Source organism: Pelomonas caseinilytica, assembly GCF_021353235.1.
Lineage (GTDB): Bacteria > Pseudomonadota > Gammaproteobacteria > Burkholderiales > Burkholderiaceae_C > Pelomonas > Pelomonas caseinilytica.
Genome location: NZ_JAJTWT010000002.1, coordinates 178,792 through 196,797, shown reverse-complemented (window position 1 = coordinate 196,797; position 18,006 = coordinate 178,792). Strand labels below are relative to the sequence as shown.

Genomic DNA, 18,006 nt, shown 5'->3' with positions numbered 1-18,006 from the left:
TCCCAACCCCGGGCCTCGAGCGCCCCTGAGAGCACACCATGAACTTCTTTCGTCGCTGGCAAGCGCATCACGGTTTTCACCATCACCACTTCGGCCACGGCCGCCATGGCCATCCTTTCGGCCCTCACGCTGACGCTGACGGCTTCACCGACCACCTCGTGGCACGCGTCGCCGCCAAGCTGGACCTGGACGACGAGCAGCAGCGCCGGCTCGCCGCCTGGATCGGGCAGCTCCGCGGGCAGCGTGACGCCTTGAAGGGCCTGGCGCGCGGCCCCGAGCTGGCCGGCCTCGTCGCCGGAGAGCAGTTCCCGCGCGAGTCCGCGCAGCAGCTGCTCGATGCCAAGCTCGATGCGCTGCGCGCCGCCGGCCCGGGCGTCATCGCCGCCTTCGCCGACTTCTTCGACGCGCTGGATGCCGAGCAACGCCAGGTGCTGCGCTTCATGATGCGGCGCTTCGGCCACGGCCGCCGCCAGGGCGGGGCGCCATGGTCCGCATGAAGGCCCGCCCGGCCCGCGACGCCGGGCCTGGCGATGCGGGCTTCCGCCAGCCGCCCGGGCGGTTGCAGCCCCTCGTCGACCGCAACCGTTGCGAGGGCAAGGGCGACTGCGTCGCGGCCTGTCCGCACGGCGTCTTCGTGCTGGGCCGGCTGGGGCTGTTCGAGCGGCGCTCGCTCAGCGTCGTCGGCCAGCTCAAGGGCTGGGCCCACGACTGGCAGCAGGCTTTCACGCCGAATGCCGAAGCCTGCCGCGCCTGCGGCGACTGCGTGCGGGCCTGCCCCGAGAGGGCCATCACCCTGATCCAGGTCCACGGGCAGAATCCCTGGCGCGATGCATCGACTGCTGCTGATTGACGACGACGAGGCCCTGGCCGGGCCACTGGCCCAGTACCTCGCCCGCTTCGACCTGCGGCTCGAGGCCGTGACGCGGCCGAGCGCCGCGCTGGAGCGCCTGGCCGCCGAACGCTTCGATGCGCTCGTTCTCGACGGCATGTTGCCGGAGATGGACGGGTTCGAGTTCTGCCGCCGGCTGCGCGCGGGCAGCGAGCCGTGGCGCGACATCCCGGTGCTGATGCTGACCGCGCGCGGCGACCTGACGGACCGGGTCGTGGGCCTGGAGCTGGGTGCCGACGACTACCTTCCCAAGCCCTTCGAGCCGCGCGAGCTGGCGGCGCGGCTGCAGACCATCCTGCGCCGCACCCGGCTCACGCCGCCCGCCACGCCGGCTGCGCCGGCCGGGCCGATGCCGCTGCGCTTCGAGGGCCTGGAGATCGACGTCGCGCGGCGCGAGGTGAGGACGCAGAACGGCATCGTCGAGCTGACCGGCACCGAATACGAGCTGCTGCTGATGCTGGCCCGCGAGCCCGGGCGCGTCTTCTCGCGCGACGACATCCTGAACCGCCTGCGCGGCCAGGAGGCCGAGCTCTTCACCCGGGCCGTCGACATCCTCGTCAGCCGCCTGCGCCGCAAGCTGGAGCCGCTGGCGGTGCTCAAGACCCTGCGCAACGCCGGCTACTGCTTCGCCCTGCCGGAGCGTGCGGCGTGAAGCACCACCCCTACGACCACCGCTGGCGCGAGCGCCTGCACCGCCAGCAGATGAAGCGCGCCCAGCGCATGCACCGCGACTGGGCCTGGCGCTGGCGCGCCCGCCACCGCTGGCATCAGCGCTGGCACCGCCACCACGCGCATTTCAAGCATTCGCTGGGCGCGCGGCTGATCGCCGTCTTCGCGGTGCTGGCCTGCGCGAGCAGCGTCATCCTGTGGAGTTCGATGGGCAGCGCCTACGGGCTGCTGTGGGCGGTGCCGGCCCTGCTGCTGGTCACCGGCCTGGCCTTTGCCGTCATCCGCCACATGGTGCAGCCGCTGCATGCCCTGGCCCTGGGAGCCGAGGCCTTCAGCCGCGGCGAGTTCTCGCACCGGGTGCCGGTCGTGCATCGCGACGAGATCGGCGACCTGGCCTGGCGCTTCAACCAGATGGCGGCCGACATCCAGGCCATGCTCGACGGCAAGCGGGCGCTGCTGCTGGCCATCAGCCACGAACTGCGCAGTCCGCTGACCCGGGCGCGCCTGCATGCCGAGCTGGTGGAGGAGGGCGAGTCACGGGATGCGCTGTTGCTGGAGCTGGCGCAGATGCGCGACCTGATCGCGGCGCTGCTGGAGAGCGAGCGGCTCGGCAGCGGGCACAGCGCGCTGCAGTTGTCCGACTGCGATCTCGCCGACCTGGTGCGAGAGCAGGCCCAGTCCGGCGTCGAGCTGCACATCGACGACGACCTGCCGACGCTGCCGCTGGACCGGCTGCGCCTTCAGCTGTGCCTGCGCAACCTCGTGCAGAACGCGTTGCGCCACAACGACCCTTCACGCGGCGCCGTGCAGGTCCGCCTCGCCCGCGATGGCCGCGGTGTGCGCCTGAGCGTGCGCGACTTCGGCCCCGGCGTGCCGCCCGAGGCCCTGCCCCAGCTCGGCCAGCCCTTCTACCGGCCGGATGCGGCGCGCACCCGGCACGAAGGCGGCGTGGGCCTGGGCCTGTGCCTGTGCCGCCTGGTGGCCGAGGCCCACGGCAGCCGGCTTGAGCTGCGCAACGCCGAGCCGGGGTTCGAGGCCAGCCTGAGCCTCAGCTGAAGCGGGGCGGCAGCCGGTCGAACCAGGGGCGGGCCGTTTCGAGCTCGGCGGCCAGCTGCAGCAGCAGGCCTTCCTCGCCCGGCGCCGCCACGAACTGCACGCCCAGCGGCAGGCCGTCGCCGGTCCAGTGCAGCGGTAGCGAGATGGCCGGCGTGCCGGTCAGGTTGGCGAGCTGCGTGAAAGGCACGTGGCGCAGGCTGTCGGTGGCCATCTGCATGACGACGCCGTCGAGCAGACCGGCCCGCTTGAGCAAGCCGAGCAGGCCGGTGGCCCGCAGGGCGCCGAGGGCGGCCAGCTGCAGGGCGGGCGGGTCGCCGGTACCGTGCAGGACGGGGGGTGAGGCCAGCGTGGGCGTCAGGTAGAGGTCGTAGCGCGCATGCAGGGCGCCGAGGGCCCGCGCGTAGTCGTTCCAGCGCTGCAGCTCGCGGGCCAGGGCCTCGGCGCTGGTGGCGCGGCCCAGCGTGGCGATGAGGCGCGTCAGGGGCTCGAAGCCGTCTTCACGGGCGCCTTCCGCGACGGCGCGGGCGACGGTGGCCGGCACCTGGCCGAAGTAGATGTGCAGGTAGCTGTGGGCCAGCGCGCGCCCGTCGATGTCGGGCCGGGCCGGCTCCACGTCGTGGCCGAGTTCGCGCAGCAGCGCGACCGTGCGCTCGACGGCCACCCGGGCCTCGTCGTCCACCGGCTCTCCGAGGGGCGAGTCGGCGCACCAGGCGATGCGCAGGCGGCGCAATGGCGCGCGCATCTGGTCGACGAAGGGGGTGGCCGGTCGGGGCAGGGCGACCGGATCGCCAGGCTCCGGACCGGCGAGGATGTCCAGCGCCAGGGCGGTGTCGCGCACGCTGCGCGAGATGACGCCTTCGCTGCTGGCGCCAAACCAGACCTCGCCTTGCGCCGGCCCGACGGAGATGCGCCCGCGTGACGGCTTCAGCCCCACGAGGCCGCAGCAGGCGGCCGGGATGCGGATGGAGCCGCCGCCGTCGTTGCCCGCCGCCATCGGCATCACGCCCGACGAGACGGCGGCCGCCGCGCCGCCGCTGCTGCCGCCCGGCGTGCGAGCCGGGTCCCAGGGGTTGGCGCTGCGGCCGAAGGCCTGGGGGTCGGTGACGCCCTTGAGCGCCAGCTCGGGCGTGTTGGTCTTGCCGAAGACGACCAGGCCTGCATCGAGCAGCCGCCGCACGACGTGGGCGTGCTCGCGGGCCGGTGGCAGCGAGGCGAGGGCGCGGCTGCCGCAGGCGGTGGGCAGGCCGGCGTAGTCCTGGGAGGCGTCCTTGATGAGCAGGGGCACGCCGGCCAGAGGGCCAGCTGCGAGGCCGCGCACCAGCTGGGCGCGGGCTTCGGCCTCCATCAGCCGGCAGACCGGATTGAGGGTGGGTTGGACCTCGGCCAGCCGGGCCAGGGCCAGGGCGAGCAGGGTCTCGGCGGAAACCTGCCCCGCCGCCACTTCGGCGGCGAGGGAGGTCGCGTCATGGTGGCGGTAGGCGGCGAAGTCCATGGCTCACATGAACAGGTGCTCGCCGGCGTTCTCGCCGCCCAGAACCACGTAGTTCACCTTTCGCAGGTCCGACAGCTGCGTGCCTCCGGCGTAGGAGATGGAGCTCTGCAGGTCCTCCTCCATCTCGCGCAGCGTGTCGCCCAGATGGCCCTTGACCGGCTCCAGGATGCGCTTGCCCTCGACGTGGCGGTACTCGCCCTTGTTGAAATCCGAGGCCGAGCCGTAGTACTCCTTGTAGCGCTTGCCGTCGACCTCGACGGTCTGCCCGGGCGATTCCTCGTGGCCGGCGAAGAGCGAACCGACCATCACCATGGCAGCGCCGAAGCGCACGCTCTTGGCGATGTCGCCGTGGTGGCGGATGCCGCCGTCGGCCACGATGGGCTTGGTGGCCACGCGCGAGCACCACTTCAGCGCGGACAGCTGCCAGCCGCCCGTGCCGAAGCCGGTCTTGAGCCGGGTGATGCAGACCTTGCCGGGGCCCACGCCCACCTTGGTTGCGTCCGCGCCCCAGTTCTCGAGGTCGATCACGGCCTCGGGCGTGCCGACGTTGCCGGCGATGACGAAGGTGCCCGGCAGGCGCTGCTTGATGTGGCCGATCATGCGCTGCACGCTTTCGGCATGGCCATGGGCGATGTCGATGGTGAGGTAGTCGGCGCCGACCCCCTCGGCGGCCAGTTGGTCCACGAGCTGGTAGTCCGCCGGCTTCACGCCCACGCTGAGCGACACCTGCAGGCCCTTGGCGCGCATGCCGCGGGCATAGGCCAGGCTGTCGAGGTCGAAACGGTGCATCACGTAGAAGTAGCCGCCGCGGGCCAGCATCTCGGTGATGGGCTCGTCCACCACCGTCTTCATGTTGGCCGGCACCACGGGCAGCCGGAAGCGGTGGGGGCCGAACTGCACGGAGGTGTCGCAGTCGGAGCGGCTGTCCACGCGGCACTTGCGGGGCAGCAGCAGGATGTTGTCGTAGTCGAAGATTTCCATGTCAGCGATGCCCAGCCGCCCGAAATCGCTGACGCGTCCCCTCGGGGGGCGCACGCGCAGCGGGCGTGGGGGCATGTCCTTTCAAGTTCACAGTGCGGCGCGCGTTCGTGCAGTGCGCGGCCTGGGCTGCGAGCGCTTGACTTGGCTCCGGCCGGCCTCGTGACTTAAAGGCCAAAAAAAACCGGACGCCAATATTTGGGCCCGGTGATTGATTCTACGCAGACGGCGCGGTCAGTGAAGCCAGGCCGTAATGCACCGGGATCGCCCGGGCCAGGGCGGCCTTGACCATCGCCTCGGCGCCGGCCGATGCGCCGCCGATGCGCAGCAGCAGGTCGCAGCGCTCGAGCACGGCCTGGGCGTGAGGGTGGAAGTAGCGGTCCCAGACCGCGTCACCGCGCCGGCCTCCGGCCGCCTCGATGAGGGGCAGGGTCACCCATTCGCCCAACACCGGCACGTGGCCCCGCTCGGCGACCCGCACCGCCGCCTCCTGCATGGCCTGGACGTTGGCGGCGATGGCGTCGTCGCGGTCCCCGGTGCCGCTGCGGTAGGGGCCGGCGATGAAGACGAGCCGCGGCCCGCCGCCCGGGCGCGGCGCTGGCCCGAAGACGTGGCGTTCGGCCCAGCGCAGCAGCAGCAGGGTCTTGGCGTCCACGATCTCGCCGGCCTCGGCCTGGCGCATGGCTTCGTCGAAGTCGAGCTCGAAACGGGCGATGTCCTCGCCCTCGTCGACCAGGCCGCCGCCCGCGCCGACGAGGTCCGAGTCCTCGTACTCGGCGGCGAAGAAGTGCAGCTTTTCGGTGACCGAACCGGGGCTCATGAAGGCCTCGAACAGGGCCTGCGGCTCCCGCAGCCTCACGCCGGCCTCCTGCTCGGCCTCGGCGCGGATGCAGCTCAGCGGATCGGCTTCGTCCAGCAGGCCGGCCACGGCCTCGACCATCAGCTGCGCATAGCCGTTCACGAAGGCCGGGTAGCGGAACTGCCGCGTCAGCATGACGCGGCGGCGTGCCCGCTGGTAAAGCAGCACGACGGCGCCGTTGCCGCGGTCATAGGTCTCGCGGTCCTGGCTCTGCCAGCGGCCATCGCTGCGCAGGAAATCGAAGCGGGTGGTCTTGAGGGTGTACCAGTTGTCCGACAGGAGCTTGACCTGGCGCACGCGGATGCGTTCATGAAGAGGCCAGTTGGAGATACTGGTTTCGGTCGATGTGTGCATGAAAATTCCCGTATGATTTGGTAAATCATGCATATATGCGCACAAACGTGCAATCCCGCAGATGCTGACCGAACAACGCCAACTCGCCATCCTCGAAGACCTCCAACGCAGCGGCCGTGTGCTGGCCCGTGAACAGGCCGAACGTCTGGGGGTGTCCGAAGACACCATCCGGCGAGACCTGCGCGAACTGTCGTCGCGCGGAGCCCTGCAGCGTGTGCATGGCGGGGCCTTGCCGGTGTCGCCGGCCCTGGCCAATCTCGCGCGGCGCAGCGACATCGCGGTGGACGAGAAGCGGCAGCTCGGCCGTCATGCGGCCTCCTTGGTGGCGGACGGCCAGCTCGTCTTCGTCGACGGCGGCACCAGCGCGCTGGCCATGGTCATGCAGTTGCCCGCCACGCTGCGGGCCACGGTGGCGACCCACAGTCCCGTCATCGCCGCGGCCCTCATCGAACATCCGACGGTGGAGGTCTTGATGCTGGGCGGGCGCCTCTTCAAGCACTCGGGCGTGGCCGTCGGTGCCGCTGTGGCCGAGGCGGTCCAGGCCTTGCGGGCTGATTGCTTCTTCCTCGGCGTGACCGGCGTGGAGGCGCAGTTCGGCCTGTCCACCGGCGACGCCGAGGAGGCCCGCGTCAAGGCGCTGCTGATGGCCAGCGCCGCCGAGACGGTGCTGATGGCCAGCAGCGACAAGCTGGGCAAGGTCTCGCCCTACCGCATTGCGCCCCTGTCGGCCCTGTCCACCCTGCTCGTGACGCCCCAGGCCGATGCCGCCCAGCTGCAGGCGCTGCAGCGGCCAGGGCTGGAGATCGTCACCGTCGCCTGAGGGGAACCGCGGCCTGGCCGGACGCCGCGGCTCGATAAAATTTCAAGCTTCACACTCAGCAGGCGGGGCCTCCGTCTTCCCTATGCAAGCTACTTTTCCGCCCGTCGTCATCAGCGGCACCGGGCTGTACCGGCCGCCGCACGTCATCACCAATGCCGAGCTGGTGGAGGCCTTCAACCGCTACGCCGACCTGCAGAACGCCGAGCATGCCGAGGCCATCGCCGCCGGCGAGCGCGTGGCCATCACGCACTCCAGCGTGGAGTTCATCGAGAAGGCCTCGGGCATCAAGCAGCGCTACGTCATCGAGAAGGACGGCGTGCTCGACCCGACCCGCATGTACCCGCGCTTCACGCCGCGGCCGGACGGCGAGCTCTCGCTGATGGCCGAGATCGCCGTCGACGCGGCCCGCAAGGCCCTGGCGCAGGCGGGCAGGACGGGTGCCGACGTCGACGCCGTGCTGTGCTCCAGCGCCAACATGCAGCGCGCCTATCCGGCCATGGCTGTCGAGATCCAGCAGGCGCTGGGCGCGGGCGGGTATGGCTTCGACATGAACGTGGCCTGTTCCTCGGCCACCTTCGCGTTGGAGCAGGCCTTCAACGCGGTGCGCAGCGGCGCGTCGAAGTGCGTGCTGATCGTGAACCCCGAGATCACCTCCGCCCACCTGGAGTGGCGCGACCGCGACTGCCACTTCATCTTCGGCGACGTCTGCACCGCCCTGGTCGTCGAACGGGCCGAAGACGCCGTCGGGCCGGACCAGTGGGAGATCCTCGGCACGCGGCTGGCCACGCAGTTCAGCAGCAACATCCGCAACAACTTCGGCTTCATGAACCGGGCCGAGGACCGCGACCCGAATGCGCGCGACCTGACCTTCTACCAGGAGGGCCGCAAGGTCTTCAAGGAAGTCGTGCCCATGGCCGCCGCCCACATCGAGACCCACCTGGCCTCGCTGGGCCTGGAGCCCACGCAGATGCGGCGCTTCTGGCTGCACCAGGCCAACCAGGGCATGAACCAGCTCGTCATCAGGAAGCTGGTCGGCGCGGACGCGGGCGGCGACGTCGCGCCGCTGATCCTGGACGAGTACGCCAACACCGCCTCGGCCGGGTCCATCATCGCCTTCCACCACCACCGCGCCGACCTCCAGCGCGGCGACACGGGCGTGATCTGCTCCTTCGGTGCGGGTTATTCCATAGGCAGCGTGGCAGTCCGCAAGCGCTGAGCGTCAGAACTCGGCGTGCAGCCGGGCGCCGACCACGATGGCCGGGCCGCGGTCGGCGTTGTAGCCCGGGTTGCGCAGGCGCTGCAGGTCCAGCGTGGCGCCGAGGCCCGGGGCGATGTCCATGGCGTAATAGGCCTCGGCGATCTGCTCGCCGGCGTAGCGGTCCAGCCGGCCGTCGCCCACCAGGATGCCCAGCCCGCCCGCGGCGAAGTAGCGCCGGGCCGGCGCGCTCAGCGAATTGCTCGCCAGTGCCAGACCGAGCGTGTGCCCGGGCTGCGACCAGGCCGCGCCGCGCAGCGACAGGCCGAGGCTGAGCGCACGGTGGATGTCGGTGAAATCGAAGGCCTCGGTGCGGCCGTCGTTGCGGCTGTAGCGCAGGAAGGCGCCGAGGTCCGCGGCCAGCTCCTGCTCGGCATTGACGGCGAAGCCCTGCTTGCCGGCGCGGCGCCGCACGCGGGCGGTGTCGGCCGGCAGTCCCGGCTCCAGCGCCTCGTCGTAGCGGCCCATGCGGGCGCGCGAGGAGAAGGCCAGCAGTCTGAGCTTGCCGGGATGGCCGGCGATCTCATGGCCGTGCTCCAGTTCTCCCACGGCCTGGTGCTGGCCGAAGCTGCGGTCCAGCCGCGTCCCGTTGGGTTCGCGCGAGAGTGCGAAGAAGCCGACCCGGCCGGTCCAGTCGCCCTGGCTCCATTCGGCCGCCGCGCCCAGGCTGTAACCCCAGGAGTCGGCGGCGTAGTCGAAGGCCCCGGCGTCGATGACCGACCAGTTGAGGAAATCGGCGCGGGGATCGTGGGCGTAGCGGTTGGTGTCGAAGAGGTCGACGACGGAGAACTTGCCCACCGTCACGGTCAGGCGGTCGGCCGGGCGAGGGCCGGCGAGCTGGTTGGCGGCGTCGGCCTGCGCCTCGCCTTCGTCGGCCGCCAGCGCGATGACCTGGCGCGCGAAGGCCCGCTGCAGCCGGCCGTAGGCCGAGTGGTGGCCGACCTTGTAGGCCTCACCGCTCGGAAAGCCGGCCACGCCCAGCGTGTCGCTGAGGCCGAAACCCCGGTCGAACTCGGGGTTCAGGTAGAGCTCGGCGCCCGTCCACAGCCGCAGGCCGACGAAGGCGGTGGCGTCCATCGTCGTCTTCAGGCCCTCGACCGCCTTCAGGCTGTTCGGACCCTCGTAGGGCGAGGTGAACCGGCCGTGGCGCTGGGCCACCACGGTGAACTGGCCGTGCAGGTTCCAGGGGTCGGCCATGCCGTCGCCGGCACGGGCGGCGAGGGCCGGCAGTGCGAGGGCGGCGAGCAGGAGGTGGCGGAAGGGGCGGGTCATGGGGACGGCAGTGTCGGCGCGGGGTGTGACGGGAATGTCACCGTGGCGAGCAGACCACGGCCCTGGGGACCGTCTTCGAGGTGGAACTCGCCGCGCAGCAGCTGGGCGTAGCGCTGCACGATGGACAGCCCCAGGCCGGTGCCTTGCCGCGTGCCTTCGGCGCCCTGGGCCCAGCGCGCCTTCAGGCGTTCGCGCAACTCGGCCGGAATGCCCGGCCCGCGGTCGGTGACGCCGAGTTCGACCTGGCCGGCCAGGCGGCGCAGCGACAGCAACACCTGGCCCGGCTCACCGGGCAGGCGGCCATAGCGCAAGGCGTTGTCCAGCAGGTTGCCGAGCAGGCCCTCGACCAGGGCCGTGTCCGCCAGGATCCAGGCCGAGCCGTCCAGGCCGGTGGCCTCCAGCTCGAAGCCGGCGGCGTCGGCCTGGGGCAGGCGGCGCAGCAGGACGTCGCGGGCGCACGCTGCGAGGTCGAGCGGCTTGAGCTGGACGGCGGTGCCGGCCTCGTCGGCCAGGGCCATCGCCAGCAGCTGCTCCACCTGCCGGCTGGCGCGGTGCTGGCTCTGCAGGATGGCCTGGAGCTGTTCGCGCCACTGCTCGGGCTCGCGCTGGGACAGGCCGTATTCGGCCAGGGCACGGATGCCCGCCAGCGGCGTGCGCAGCTCGTGTGCCACCGTCCCGGCGAATTCGCGCCGCGAGGCCAGGCCCTGGGCGACGCGGCCCAGCAGGGCGTCGATGGCCACCGCGAGGCCGTGCACGTCGCGCGAGGCGCTGCGGTCGAGCAGGTCCCTGGGCAGGGGCGACAGATCGGCCGTGTCGCGCGCCTCGACGAGTTCGCGCAGGTCCGACAGTGGCTGGAGGTCGAGGCGGATGCTGCGCCGCAGCCACAGCGCGAGGCCGACGAGCAGCAGGCCCTGGGGCACGGCGGAGTACAGGATCAGCTGGTGCAGCAGGGCGCGACGGCTGTGCGTGGTGAGCGCGACGACGATGGTGGCTGGTCGCGGCAGCTCGCGGCGCAGCACCACGGCCCGCAGGTCGCGGCCCTGGTAGTTGAGGTCCACGTAGCGGGGCTCGGCCGTGGCGTCGTCGTCGGGCCGCAGGCCGACGTGGCCGGCGACCAGCCGTCCCTGGCCGTCCAGCACCGCGAAGAACACGTGCTCGCTCTGGTCGAAGAGGACGGTCTGCAGTTCGTCGCCGCTCATGTTGAGCGTCAGCTCGCCGGACGCCGTGCCGAGGTGGGCGGCGATGAGGTAGGCGTCGTCGAGCATGGCGCGGTCGAAGGCGCGCTGGGTGAAGTAGGTGGCGATGGACAACGCGAGCGCAGCGCCCAGGCCCCAGGTCAGGAGCAGGGGCGGGATGACGTGCCGCAGCAGCCGGGTGCGCAGCGAAGTGCGCGGCGTGTCGCCCAGGGTCAAGCCGCCGCCTCGATCAGGTAGCCCAGGCCGCGCAGCGTGCGGATCTCGGCGCCACTGCCCTGCAGCTTCTTGCGCAGCCGCGAGATGAAGGCTTCAAGGGCGTTGCTCGCGAGCAGGTCGTCGAAGCCGGAGAGCTTGTCCGCCAGCGACGCCTTGCTGACGACCCGGCCGGGTGGCGTCAGCAGCTCGCAGAGCACGGCGAACTCGCGGGCCGGCAACTGCATCGGGTCCTCGCCCAGGTAGAGCCGGCCGGTGCGCCGGTCCAGGCTCAGCGTGCCGACCTGCACGCGGTCCTCGAGGTCGAGCCGGCGCCGCACGACGGCGCGCAGCCTGGCCTCCACCTCGGCCAGGTCGAAGGGCTTGCCGAGGTAGTCGTCGGCCCCCGCGTCGAGGCCGGCGATGCGTTCCTCGGTGCGGTTGCGGGCTGTCAGCACCAGCACCGGCGTGCGGTCGCCGCGGGCGCGAGCGTCGCGCAGCACCGCCAGGCCGCTGCCGTCGGGGAGGTTGAGGTCCAGCAGCACGGCATCCAATTCCTGCATGCGCCACAGCCAGCGGGCCTGCTCGGCCGTCACCGCCAGGTCCACGTGGTGGCCTTGGTCGGCGAGGCTGCGGCTGACGACCTGGCTGAGCGTGGTGTCGTCTTCGACGAGGAGGATGCGCATCCGGTGAAGTTAGCGCACCAGCCTGTCGCGACGGTGTCGGCGAGGTCAGGTTCCGGTCAGGTGTGCCGCGGGACAAACCGCGGCCATGAAGTCTTCAGTCCTGTTCATCGCCGGCCTGCTGCTGGCCGTTGCCGGCGCGCGGGCCGTGCCGCCGCCCCTGAGCCTCGCCGAGGTGTTGCGTCTGGCGGCCGCCAACGTCGACGTGGCCGTGGCGCGCTCGGGCCTGGAGGCCGCCCGTGCCGACATCCTCGCGGCCGACCACGCGCCGTTGCCGCAGCTCACGCTCAAGTCCAGCCAGATGGACCTCCAGCGCGGGCTCGGCCCCGGCAACCTCTTCGCCGACAAGCGCATCGACAAGTCCCTCGGCGTGGACTGGACCTGGGAGCGTGGCGGCAAGCGCGAGCTGCGCACCGCGGCGGCGCGCGCGGCGGCCCAGGCCGCCGCGCGCGACCTGGACGACGTGCGCCGCCAGCAGCTCGCGCTGGCCTGGAGCGCCAGCATCGAGCTGGCCACCGCCCAGCAGCGCGTGGAGGAAGTGGGCCAGCTCAAGCAAGGCGCCGACGCCTTGCTGGCGGCCATGCGCACGCGCCACCAGGCCGGCGACATCTCCACGCAGGACCTGGTGCGAGCCGAGATCGAGACCGCGCGCGCCGGCATCGACCTGGCCCAGGCCGACGCCGACCGCCGGCGTGCCGGCCTCGCGCTGGCACGCTCGATCGGCCGCGATGCAGACGACATCCGCGTCGACGCCTCCGCTTGGCCGGCGGTCGCGGAGGTCGCGCCGCTGGACGAGGCGGGCCGCGCCGCCGCCGTGGCGCGCCGCGCGGACGTGCGCGCCGCCGAAGCTCGCGTCGAGGCGGCCCAGGCCCAGCTCGACGGCGCGCTCGCGGCTCGCAGGTCCGACCTGACCTGGGGGATGTCGGTGGACCATTTCCCGGGCACCTCCAGCCGCCTCGTCGAGCTGCGGCTGCAGATGCCGCTGCAGTTGGGCTATGCCCAGCAGGGCGAGATCGGCCGCGCGCGTGCGCAATTGCAGCAAGCCCAGGACCTGGCCGCGCGCGTCCGGCTGATGGCCGAAGCCGACCTCAGCCAGGCCGCACTGGAGCTGCAGTCCGCGGCCCGCACGCTGGCCGCTCACGAGTCCGAGCTGTTGCCGCGTGCCCGCCAGGTGCTGGCCCAGGCGGAACTCGCCTACCGCAAGGGCGCCATGCCCCTGACGGACCTCATCGACGCCCGTCGCAGCCTGCGCGCCGCCGTGCTGGACGCGCTGGCGGCCCATGCCGACCAGGCCCGCGCTGCGGCCGGCTGGGCGCTGTTGACCGACCCCGAATTCGCCAAGAACCCATGATGACCATCCGCCCTGCCTTGTTCCCGTCACCGCTGCGTGCGGCCCTGTCTGCCGGCGCCGTGCTGGTGCTGACGATGCTGGCGGCCTGCAACGGCGAGTCCGGCGCCGCGCCCGCGCCGGCCGAGGCCGTGCTGCGGGGCCAGCAGCTCGTCTTCCCCGCGGGGCATCCGCAGCTGCGCCTGCTCAAGCTCGCGCCGGCCCGCCCCGGCGAGGCCGTGGACCTACCCCTCAGCGCCAAGCTGGTCTGGAACGAAGACCGCACGCAGCGCATCTACCCCGCCTTCGCCGGCCGCGTGGACCGCATCGCCGCGGACGTGGGCCAGGCGGTGAAGGCCGGCCAGGTGCTGGCCGAACTCGCCTCGCCCGACTTCGGCGCGGCCCAGGCCGATGCCGCCCGCGCTGAAGCCGACCGTGCGCTGACGGCCAAGCAGCTGCAGCGCCAGCGCGAGCTGCTGGCTGCGGGCATCGTCGCCCAGCGCGATGCCGAGCAGGCCGAGGCCGACGCGGCGCGGGCCGAGGCGGAGCTGGCCCGGGCGCGGGCCCGGGTGCGCATGTACGGCGGCGGGGCGGGCGTGAACCAGCAGCTGGCGCTGCGCGCCGGCGTGGCCGGCACCGTCGTCGAGCGCAATCTCAACCCCGGCCAGGAGCTGAGGCCCGACCAGAGCGGTCCCGGCGTGCCGCCGCTCTTCGTCATCAGCGACCCGGCCAGCCTCTGGGTGCAGATCGATGCACGCGAGTCGGAGGTGGACCTGCTGCGCCCGGGCAGCACCTTCGAGCTGGAGCTGGCGGCCTACCCGGGGCGCCGCTTCGAGGGGCGCGTCGCGGCCATGGCCGACGTCATCGACCCGGCCACGCGCACCGTCAAGGTACGCGGCCAGGTGGCCAACGCCGACCGGCTGCTCAAGGCCGAGATGCTGGCCACGGCCCACCTGCAGCGGCGGGTGGGCGAAGGGGTCGTCGTGCCGGTCGCCGCGGTGCTGCTGCGCGGTGACAGGCACTGGGTCTTCGTGTCGCCCAAGCCCGGCGTCTTCGAGCCGCGCGAGGTCGAGCCCGAAGCGATGGGCGCGCAGCAGGTCGTGCTGCGGCGTGGCCTGGAGGTGGGCGAGCAGGTCGTCGTGGAGAACGCGCTGTTGCTGGAGCGCCAGCTGCACGCCGCCGAGGCGGGTGCCAAGGCGGGCCAGCCATGAAGCGTTTCGTCATGCTGGCGCTGGGCCAGCCGGTGCTGGTGGTGCTGGCCGTGCTGCTCTTCGTCGGCGCGGGCGTCGTCGCCTTCATGAACCTCCCGGTCGAGGCCTTCCCGGACGTGACCGACACCCAGGTCACCGTGATCGCCCTGTACCCCGGCCATGCCGCCGAGGAGGTGGAGAAGCAGGTGACCCTGCCCATCGAGGTGGCGCTGTCGGGCCTGCCCAACTCCATCCGCGTCTTTTCGCACACGCAGTTCGGCCTGTCCTACACCGTCATCACCTATGACGACGCGGCGACCGTGCAGTCCGTTCGCCAGGAGGTGGGCGAACGCCTGCGCGGCGTGGACCTGCCGCCGGGCGTGACTGCCGACATCGCGCCCAACGCGACGCCGGTGGGCGAGATCCTGCGCTACCGGCTGCGTGGCGACGGCAAGGACACGACGGAGCTGCGCTCCGTCGAGGACTGGGTGGTCGAGCGCGGCCTGCGCCAGGTGCCGGGGGTGGCCGACGTCGTCGCCATGGGCGGCTTCATCAAGCAGTACGAGGTGCAGCCCGATCTCGACAGGCTGCGGGCCTACGGCCTGAGCTTTCAGAACCTGCTGGACGCGCTCGGCCGCGGCAATGCCAACGCCGGCGGCAGCTATGTGGCGCAAGGCGCCCAGCAGTACGCCATCCGCGGCATCGGCCTGCTGCGCTCGGCCGAGGACATCGGCCAGATCGTCGTCGCCGCCCACAACGGCACGCCGGTGCTGGTGCGCGACATCGCCCGGGTGGCGGTGGGCGCCGTGCCGCGCCTGGGCGTGGTGGGCCAGGATGGCGACGACGACGTCGTGACCGGCATCGTCGTCATGCGCAAGGGCGAGAACGCGAGCAGCGTGCTCAAGGGCGTGAAGGACAAGATCGCCGAGCTCAATGCCCACGGCCTGCCGGCCGGCGTGCAGATCGTGCCCTTCTACGACCGCACCTGGCTGATGGGCAAGACGCTGTCGACCGTGTTCCGCAACCTGGTGGAGGGGGCGCTGCTGGTGTCGCTGGTGCTCTACCTCTTCCTGTCCAACCTGCGCGCCAGCCTGGCCGTCGTGGCCGTGATCCCGCTGGCCTTGCTGGCGACCTTCCTGGGCCTGAAAGTCCTGGGCGTGCCGGCCAACCTGCTCAGCCTCGGCGCGATGGACTTCGGCATCATCGTGGACGGCGCGGTCATCGTCGTCGAGAACATCATGCACCGCCTGGCCGAGCGCGGCGAGGGCCTGGACGCGAGGAAGCGGCTGACGCTGATCGCCAGCGCCACCGACGAGGTCGGACGGCCGACGCTGTTCTCGATGCTCATCATCATCGCGGCCCACATCCCCATCTTCGCTCTGCAGCGCCACGAGGGCCGGATCTTCCAGCCCATGGCGCTGTCGGTGAGCATGGCGCTGCTGGGCTCGCTGGCTTTCTCGCTGACCCTGGTGCCGCTGCTGGGCTACTGGATGCTGCGCCGGGGCCTGCCCCACGGGGACAACCGCCTCGTGCAAGGCGCCAAGGGCGTCTACGGCCCGGTGCTGGACTGGGCGCTGGCGCGACCGCGAGCCGTGATGGCGGTGGCGGGCCTGGCCTTCGTACTCGCCCTCGCCGCGGCTTCCCGCCTGGGCTCGGAGTTCCTGCCGGAACTCGACGAGGGCACGATCTGGGTCAATCTGCGGCTGCCGTCCAGCGTGTCGACGCAGGAGGCCTCGCGCGTGCTGCGCCAGGTACGCGAGGCCCTGCACACCGTGCCGGAGGTCAACACGGTGGTCTCCAAGACGGGCCAGCCCGAGGACGGCACCGACCCCAAGACCATCAGCATGGCCGAGATCTTCGTGGACCTGAAACCCGCCGAGCAGTGGCGGGCCGGCAAGACCAAGGCCGACCTGATCGCCGAGATGGATGCCGCCGTGTCCGCCGTGCCGGGCATGGACCCGTCGTTCTCCCAGCCCATCCGCGACAACGTGCTGGAGTCCATCTCCCAGGTCGACGGCCAGATCGTCATCAAGGCTTCGGGCGACGACCTGCGCCAGCTGGGCCGGCTCATGCAGGCCATCCAGCGCGAGGTCAAGCAGGTGGACGGGGTCTATCTCGCCGAGATCGACCGCGAGGGCGAGCTGCCCCAGCTGGTGGTGGACATCGACCGCGCCCGCGCGGCGCGGCTGGGGTTGAACGTCGGCGACGTGCAGGACGTCATCGAGGCCGCTCTGGCGGGCAAGGCGGCGACGTGGCTGTGGGAGGGTGAGCGCAAGTACGCCGTCACGGTGCGCCTGCCCGAAGCGCGGCGCGCCATGGCCGAGCTGCCGCGCACATTGATCTCGGTGCCGGGCGGAGGCACCGTGCCCCTGTCCGAAGTGGCCGCCATCCGTGAGACGACGGGAGCGATGAACATCGCCCGCGAAGGCGGCCAGCGCACCATGGCGATCGGCGTCTTCATCAAGGGGCGCGACATGGGCTCGGTCGTGGCCGACATGAAGGCGCGCATCGCGCAGCACGTGGCAGTGCCCGAGGGCTATGCGCTGAAGTGGTCGGGCGAGTTCGAGAACCAGGAGCGGGCGATGAAGCGGCTGGCCGTGGTCGTGCCGATCTCGCTGTTGCTGATCTTCGTGCTGCTTTTCAACGCCTTCAACGACTTCCGCATGGCGGCCCTGATCCTGCTGAACGTGCCGCTGGCGCTGGTGGGCGGCTTCGTGGCGCTGTGGGCGCTGGACATCCCGCTGTCGGTGTCGGCGGCCATCGGCTTCATCGCGCTGTCAGGCCAGGCGGTGCTCAACGGCGTGGTGATGCTGAGCGTCTTCCAGCAGCTGCGCCGGGCCGGCACCGGCGTGCGCGAGGCGGTGCGCGAGGGCTCGATGCAGCGGCTGCGCACCGTGCTGATGACGGCCATGCTCGCGGCCCTTGGCCTGCTGCCGATGGCGCTGTCGCACGAGATCGGCGCCGAGACGCAGCGGCCGCTGGCCGTCGTCGTCATCGGTGGCCTGGTGACGGCCACGCTGCTGACGCTGGTCGTGCTGCCGACGCTCTACGTCGCCTGGTTCGGCCGGGCCTCAGAACCGCAGGCCGACTGACAGCCGGTCGGCATCCAGGCCGGAGAAGTTCTGCTTGGGGTCGCGGGCCAGGCGCAGGAACCAGGCGGGCCAGTCCAGCGTGGCGCTCCAGCCCCAGGCGCGCACCTCGCCGTCGTCGCCCTGGCCGGTCTTGTGCATCAGGTCCAGCGTCAGGCGCAGGCCCTCGGCCAGCGGCCAGCGGCCGAAGAGGTGCAGGTCGCGCTGGTGGGTGTGCAGGCGGTCGTCGGCGATGAGGGTAACGGCGATCTGCCGGCCGCCGTCGCCATGCCAGCCCGCGCCGACGGTGATGGCGTCGTTCGGGTCCCAGTTGAGGTTGTAGTAGGGCCTGAGGTTGGTGCGGCCCCAGCCGACGAGGCCGTACCAGGTGCTGCCCCACTGCAGGTTCACGCTGCCGCCCAGGAAGCCGCGCGACGCGGCCTGCAGCGAGGGCTGGAGGGACAGGTTCTCGGCCAGGTCGAGGGACGTGTCGAAGCCGGCGCGGGCCTGGCGGCCGAAGACGCCGTCACGGTAGACGCCCAGCCAGGCATTGGTGTCGCCGTCGCGGCGGCGCAGGTTGACGTCCTGGCCGCTGTAGCCGGCGCTGTAGCGGTAGTTGCCGGCGGTCAGCTTGTACTCGGGGGCAGTGTCGGCGTGGGCGGCGGGCGCGATGCAGGCCAGTGCGAGGAGGAGGCGCTTCATGGCG

At 71.9% G+C, this 18,006-nt stretch carries 15 protein-coding genes and 1 pseudogene; 9 read left to right on the top strand and 7 right to left on the bottom strand.

The window, feature by feature from the left end:
* Positions 1 to 38: 38 nt before the first annotated feature.
* Genes LXT12_RS04750 through LXT12_RS04735 form a run of 4 tightly spaced genes read left to right on the top strand, consistent with a single transcriptional unit; the run spans position 39 to position 2,614 of the window.
* Entirely contained in the window at positions 39 to 497 is a 459-nt protein-coding gene (locus tag LXT12_RS04750) for a Spy/CpxP family protein refolding chaperone (RefSeq protein ID WP_233389995.1), read from the top strand.
* The gene (locus LXT12_RS04745) at positions 494 to 850 is read left to right on the top strand and encodes a 4Fe-4S dicluster domain-containing protein (RefSeq protein WP_233389993.1); all 357 of its coding nucleotides are present in this window, start codon (positions 494 to 496) and stop codon (positions 848 to 850) included. The genes LXT12_RS04750 and LXT12_RS04745 overlap by 4 nt, the downstream gene beginning before the upstream one ends.
* Entirely contained in the window at positions 828 to 1,541 is a 714-nt protein-coding gene (locus LXT12_RS04740) for a response regulator transcription factor (protein ID WP_233389991.1), read from the top strand. Before LXT12_RS04745 ends, LXT12_RS04740 begins: the two co-directional genes overlap by 23 nt.
* Positions 1,538 to 2,614 (top strand): HAMP domain-containing sensor histidine kinase, encoded by a 1,077-nt coding sequence (locus LXT12_RS04735; RefSeq protein WP_233389989.1) that lies wholly within the window; start codon positions 1,538 to 1,540, stop codon positions 2,612 to 2,614. The genes LXT12_RS04740 and LXT12_RS04735 overlap by 4 nt, the downstream gene beginning before the upstream one ends.
* Here LXT12_RS04735 and LXT12_RS04730 read toward each other — a convergent pair.
* The 3 genes and pseudogenes from LXT12_RS04730 to LXT12_RS04720 form a co-directional block, all read right to left on the bottom strand.
* A complete protein-coding gene (locus LXT12_RS04730; RefSeq protein ID WP_233389987.1) occupies positions 2,607 to 4,106 on the bottom strand; it encodes an amidase in 1,500 nt (499 codons plus the stop codon). The genes LXT12_RS04735 and LXT12_RS04730 overlap by 8 nt on opposite strands.
* Before the next feature lie 3 nt (positions 4,107 to 4,109).
* Positions 4,110 to 5,087 (bottom strand): GMP reductase, encoded by a 978-nt coding sequence (locus LXT12_RS04725; protein WP_233390796.1) that lies wholly within the window; start codon positions 5,085 to 5,087, stop codon positions 4,110 to 4,112.
* A 607-nt stretch (positions 5,088 to 5,694) separates the two neighbouring features.
* Positions 5,695 to 6,297: pseudogene (locus LXT12_RS04720) on the bottom strand (GDP-mannose pyrophosphatase); the annotation flags it as partial.
* A gap of 61 nt (positions 6,298 to 6,358) precedes the next feature.
* Between LXT12_RS04720 and LXT12_RS04715 the strand changes: the two are divergent.
* Together LXT12_RS04715 and LXT12_RS04710 are read left to right on the top strand one after the other, a co-directional pair.
* On the top strand, positions 6,359 to 7,117 hold the full coding sequence (locus LXT12_RS04715) for a DeoR/GlpR family DNA-binding transcription regulator (RefSeq protein WP_233389985.1): 759 nt from the start codon (positions 6,359 to 6,361) through the stop codon (positions 7,115 to 7,117).
* 82 nt (positions 7,118 to 7,199) lie between these two features.
* Positions 7,200 to 8,333 (top strand): beta-ketoacyl-ACP synthase III, encoded by a 1,134-nt coding sequence (locus LXT12_RS04710; protein ID WP_233389984.1) that lies wholly within the window; start codon positions 7,200 to 7,202, stop codon positions 8,331 to 8,333.
* A gap of 3 nt (positions 8,334 to 8,336) precedes the next feature.
* Here LXT12_RS04710 and LXT12_RS04705 read toward each other — a convergent pair whose 3' ends face one another.
* From LXT12_RS04705 to LXT12_RS04695, 3 genes are read right to left on the bottom strand one after another with little or no spacing between them, the layout of a single operon-like run.
* Complete coding sequence (locus LXT12_RS04705) at positions 8,337 to 9,644, bottom strand: carbohydrate porin (RefSeq protein ID WP_233389982.1); 1,308 nt, start codon at positions 9,642 to 9,644, stop codon at positions 8,337 to 8,339.
* Positions 9,641 to 11,056 (bottom strand): sensor histidine kinase, encoded by a 1,416-nt coding sequence (locus LXT12_RS04700; RefSeq protein WP_233389980.1) that lies wholly within the window; start codon positions 11,054 to 11,056, stop codon positions 9,641 to 9,643. Before LXT12_RS04700 ends, LXT12_RS04705 begins: the two co-directional genes overlap by 4 nt.
* The gene (locus tag LXT12_RS04695; protein ID WP_233389979.1) at positions 11,053 to 11,718 is read right to left on the bottom strand and encodes a response regulator transcription factor; all 666 of its coding nucleotides are present in this window, start codon (positions 11,716 to 11,718) and stop codon (positions 11,053 to 11,055) included. Before LXT12_RS04695 ends, LXT12_RS04700 begins: the two co-directional genes overlap by 4 nt.
* 85 nt (positions 11,719 to 11,803) lie before the next feature.
* Here LXT12_RS04695 and LXT12_RS04690 point away from each other — a divergent pair, with 85 nt between their 5' ends.
* The 3 genes from LXT12_RS04690 to LXT12_RS04680 are packed head-to-tail and all read left to right on the top strand — an operon-like array spanning position 11,804 to position 17,324.
* The gene (locus LXT12_RS04690; RefSeq protein ID WP_233389977.1) at positions 11,804 to 13,066 is read left to right on the top strand and encodes a TolC family protein; all 1,263 of its coding nucleotides are present in this window, start codon (positions 11,804 to 11,806) and stop codon (positions 13,064 to 13,066) included.
* Positions 13,063 to 14,253: an efflux RND transporter periplasmic adaptor subunit gene (locus LXT12_RS04685; RefSeq protein ID WP_233389975.1), complete on the top strand. Its 1,191-nt coding sequence runs from the start codon at positions 13,063 to 13,065 to the stop codon at positions 14,251 to 14,253. The genes LXT12_RS04690 and LXT12_RS04685 overlap by 4 nt, the downstream gene beginning before the upstream one ends.
* A complete protein-coding gene (locus tag LXT12_RS04680) occupies positions 14,250 to 17,324 on the top strand; it encodes an efflux RND transporter permease subunit (protein WP_233389973.1) in 3,075 nt (1,024 codons plus the stop codon). The genes LXT12_RS04685 and LXT12_RS04680 overlap by 4 nt, the downstream gene beginning before the upstream one ends.
* Here the strand turns inward: LXT12_RS04680 and LXT12_RS04675 are convergent.
* A complete protein-coding gene (locus tag LXT12_RS04675; RefSeq protein ID WP_233389971.1) occupies positions 17,304 to 18,002 on the bottom strand; it encodes a hypothetical protein in 699 nt (232 codons plus the stop codon). The two genes, LXT12_RS04680 and LXT12_RS04675, sit on opposite strands and share 21 nt — an antisense overlap.
* Positions 18,003 to 18,006: the final 4 nt, after the last annotated feature.

Coding starts and splice junctions, on each gene's coding strand:
- LXT12_RS04750 (WP_233389995.1), top strand. CDS start 39: ATGAACTTCTTTCGTCGCTGGCAAGCGCATCACGGTTTTCACCATCAC.
- LXT12_RS04745 (WP_233389993.1), top strand. CDS start 494: ATGAAGGCCCGCCCGGCCCGCGACGCCGGGCCTGGCGATGCGGGCTTC.
- LXT12_RS04740 (WP_233389991.1), top strand. CDS start 828: ATGCATCGACTGCTGCTGATTGACGACGACGAGGCCCTGGCCGGGCCA.
- LXT12_RS04730 (WP_233389987.1), bottom strand. CDS start 4,106: ATGGACTTCGCCGCCTACCGCCACCATGACGCGACCTCCCTCGCCGCC.
- LXT12_RS04725 (WP_233390796.1), bottom strand. CDS start 5,087: ATGGAAATCTTCGACTACGACAACATCCTGCTGCTGCCCCGCAAGTGC.
- LXT12_RS04715 (WP_233389985.1), top strand. CDS start 6,359: ATGCTGACCGAACAACGCCAACTCGCCATCCTCGAAGACCTCCAACGC.
- LXT12_RS04710 (WP_233389984.1), top strand. CDS start 7,200: ATGCAAGCTACTTTTCCGCCCGTCGTCATCAGCGGCACCGGGCTGTAC.
- LXT12_RS04705 (WP_233389982.1), bottom strand. CDS start 9,644: ATGACCCGCCCCTTCCGCCACCTCCTGCTCGCCGCCCTCGCACTGCCG.
- LXT12_RS04695 (WP_233389979.1), bottom strand. CDS start 11,718: ATGCGCATCCTCCTCGTCGAAGACGACACCACGCTCAGCCAGGTCGTC.
- LXT12_RS04690 (WP_233389977.1), top strand. CDS start 11,804: ATGAAGTCTTCAGTCCTGTTCATCGCCGGCCTGCTGCTGGCCGTTGCC.
- LXT12_RS04685 (WP_233389975.1), top strand. CDS start 13,063: ATGATGACCATCCGCCCTGCCTTGTTCCCGTCACCGCTGCGTGCGGCC.
- LXT12_RS04680 (WP_233389973.1), top strand. CDS start 14,250: ATGAAGCGTTTCGTCATGCTGGCGCTGGGCCAGCCGGTGCTGGTGGTG.
- LXT12_RS04675 (WP_233389971.1), bottom strand. CDS start 18,002: ATGAAGCGCCTCCTCCTCGCACTGGCCTGCATCGCGCCCGCCGCCCAC.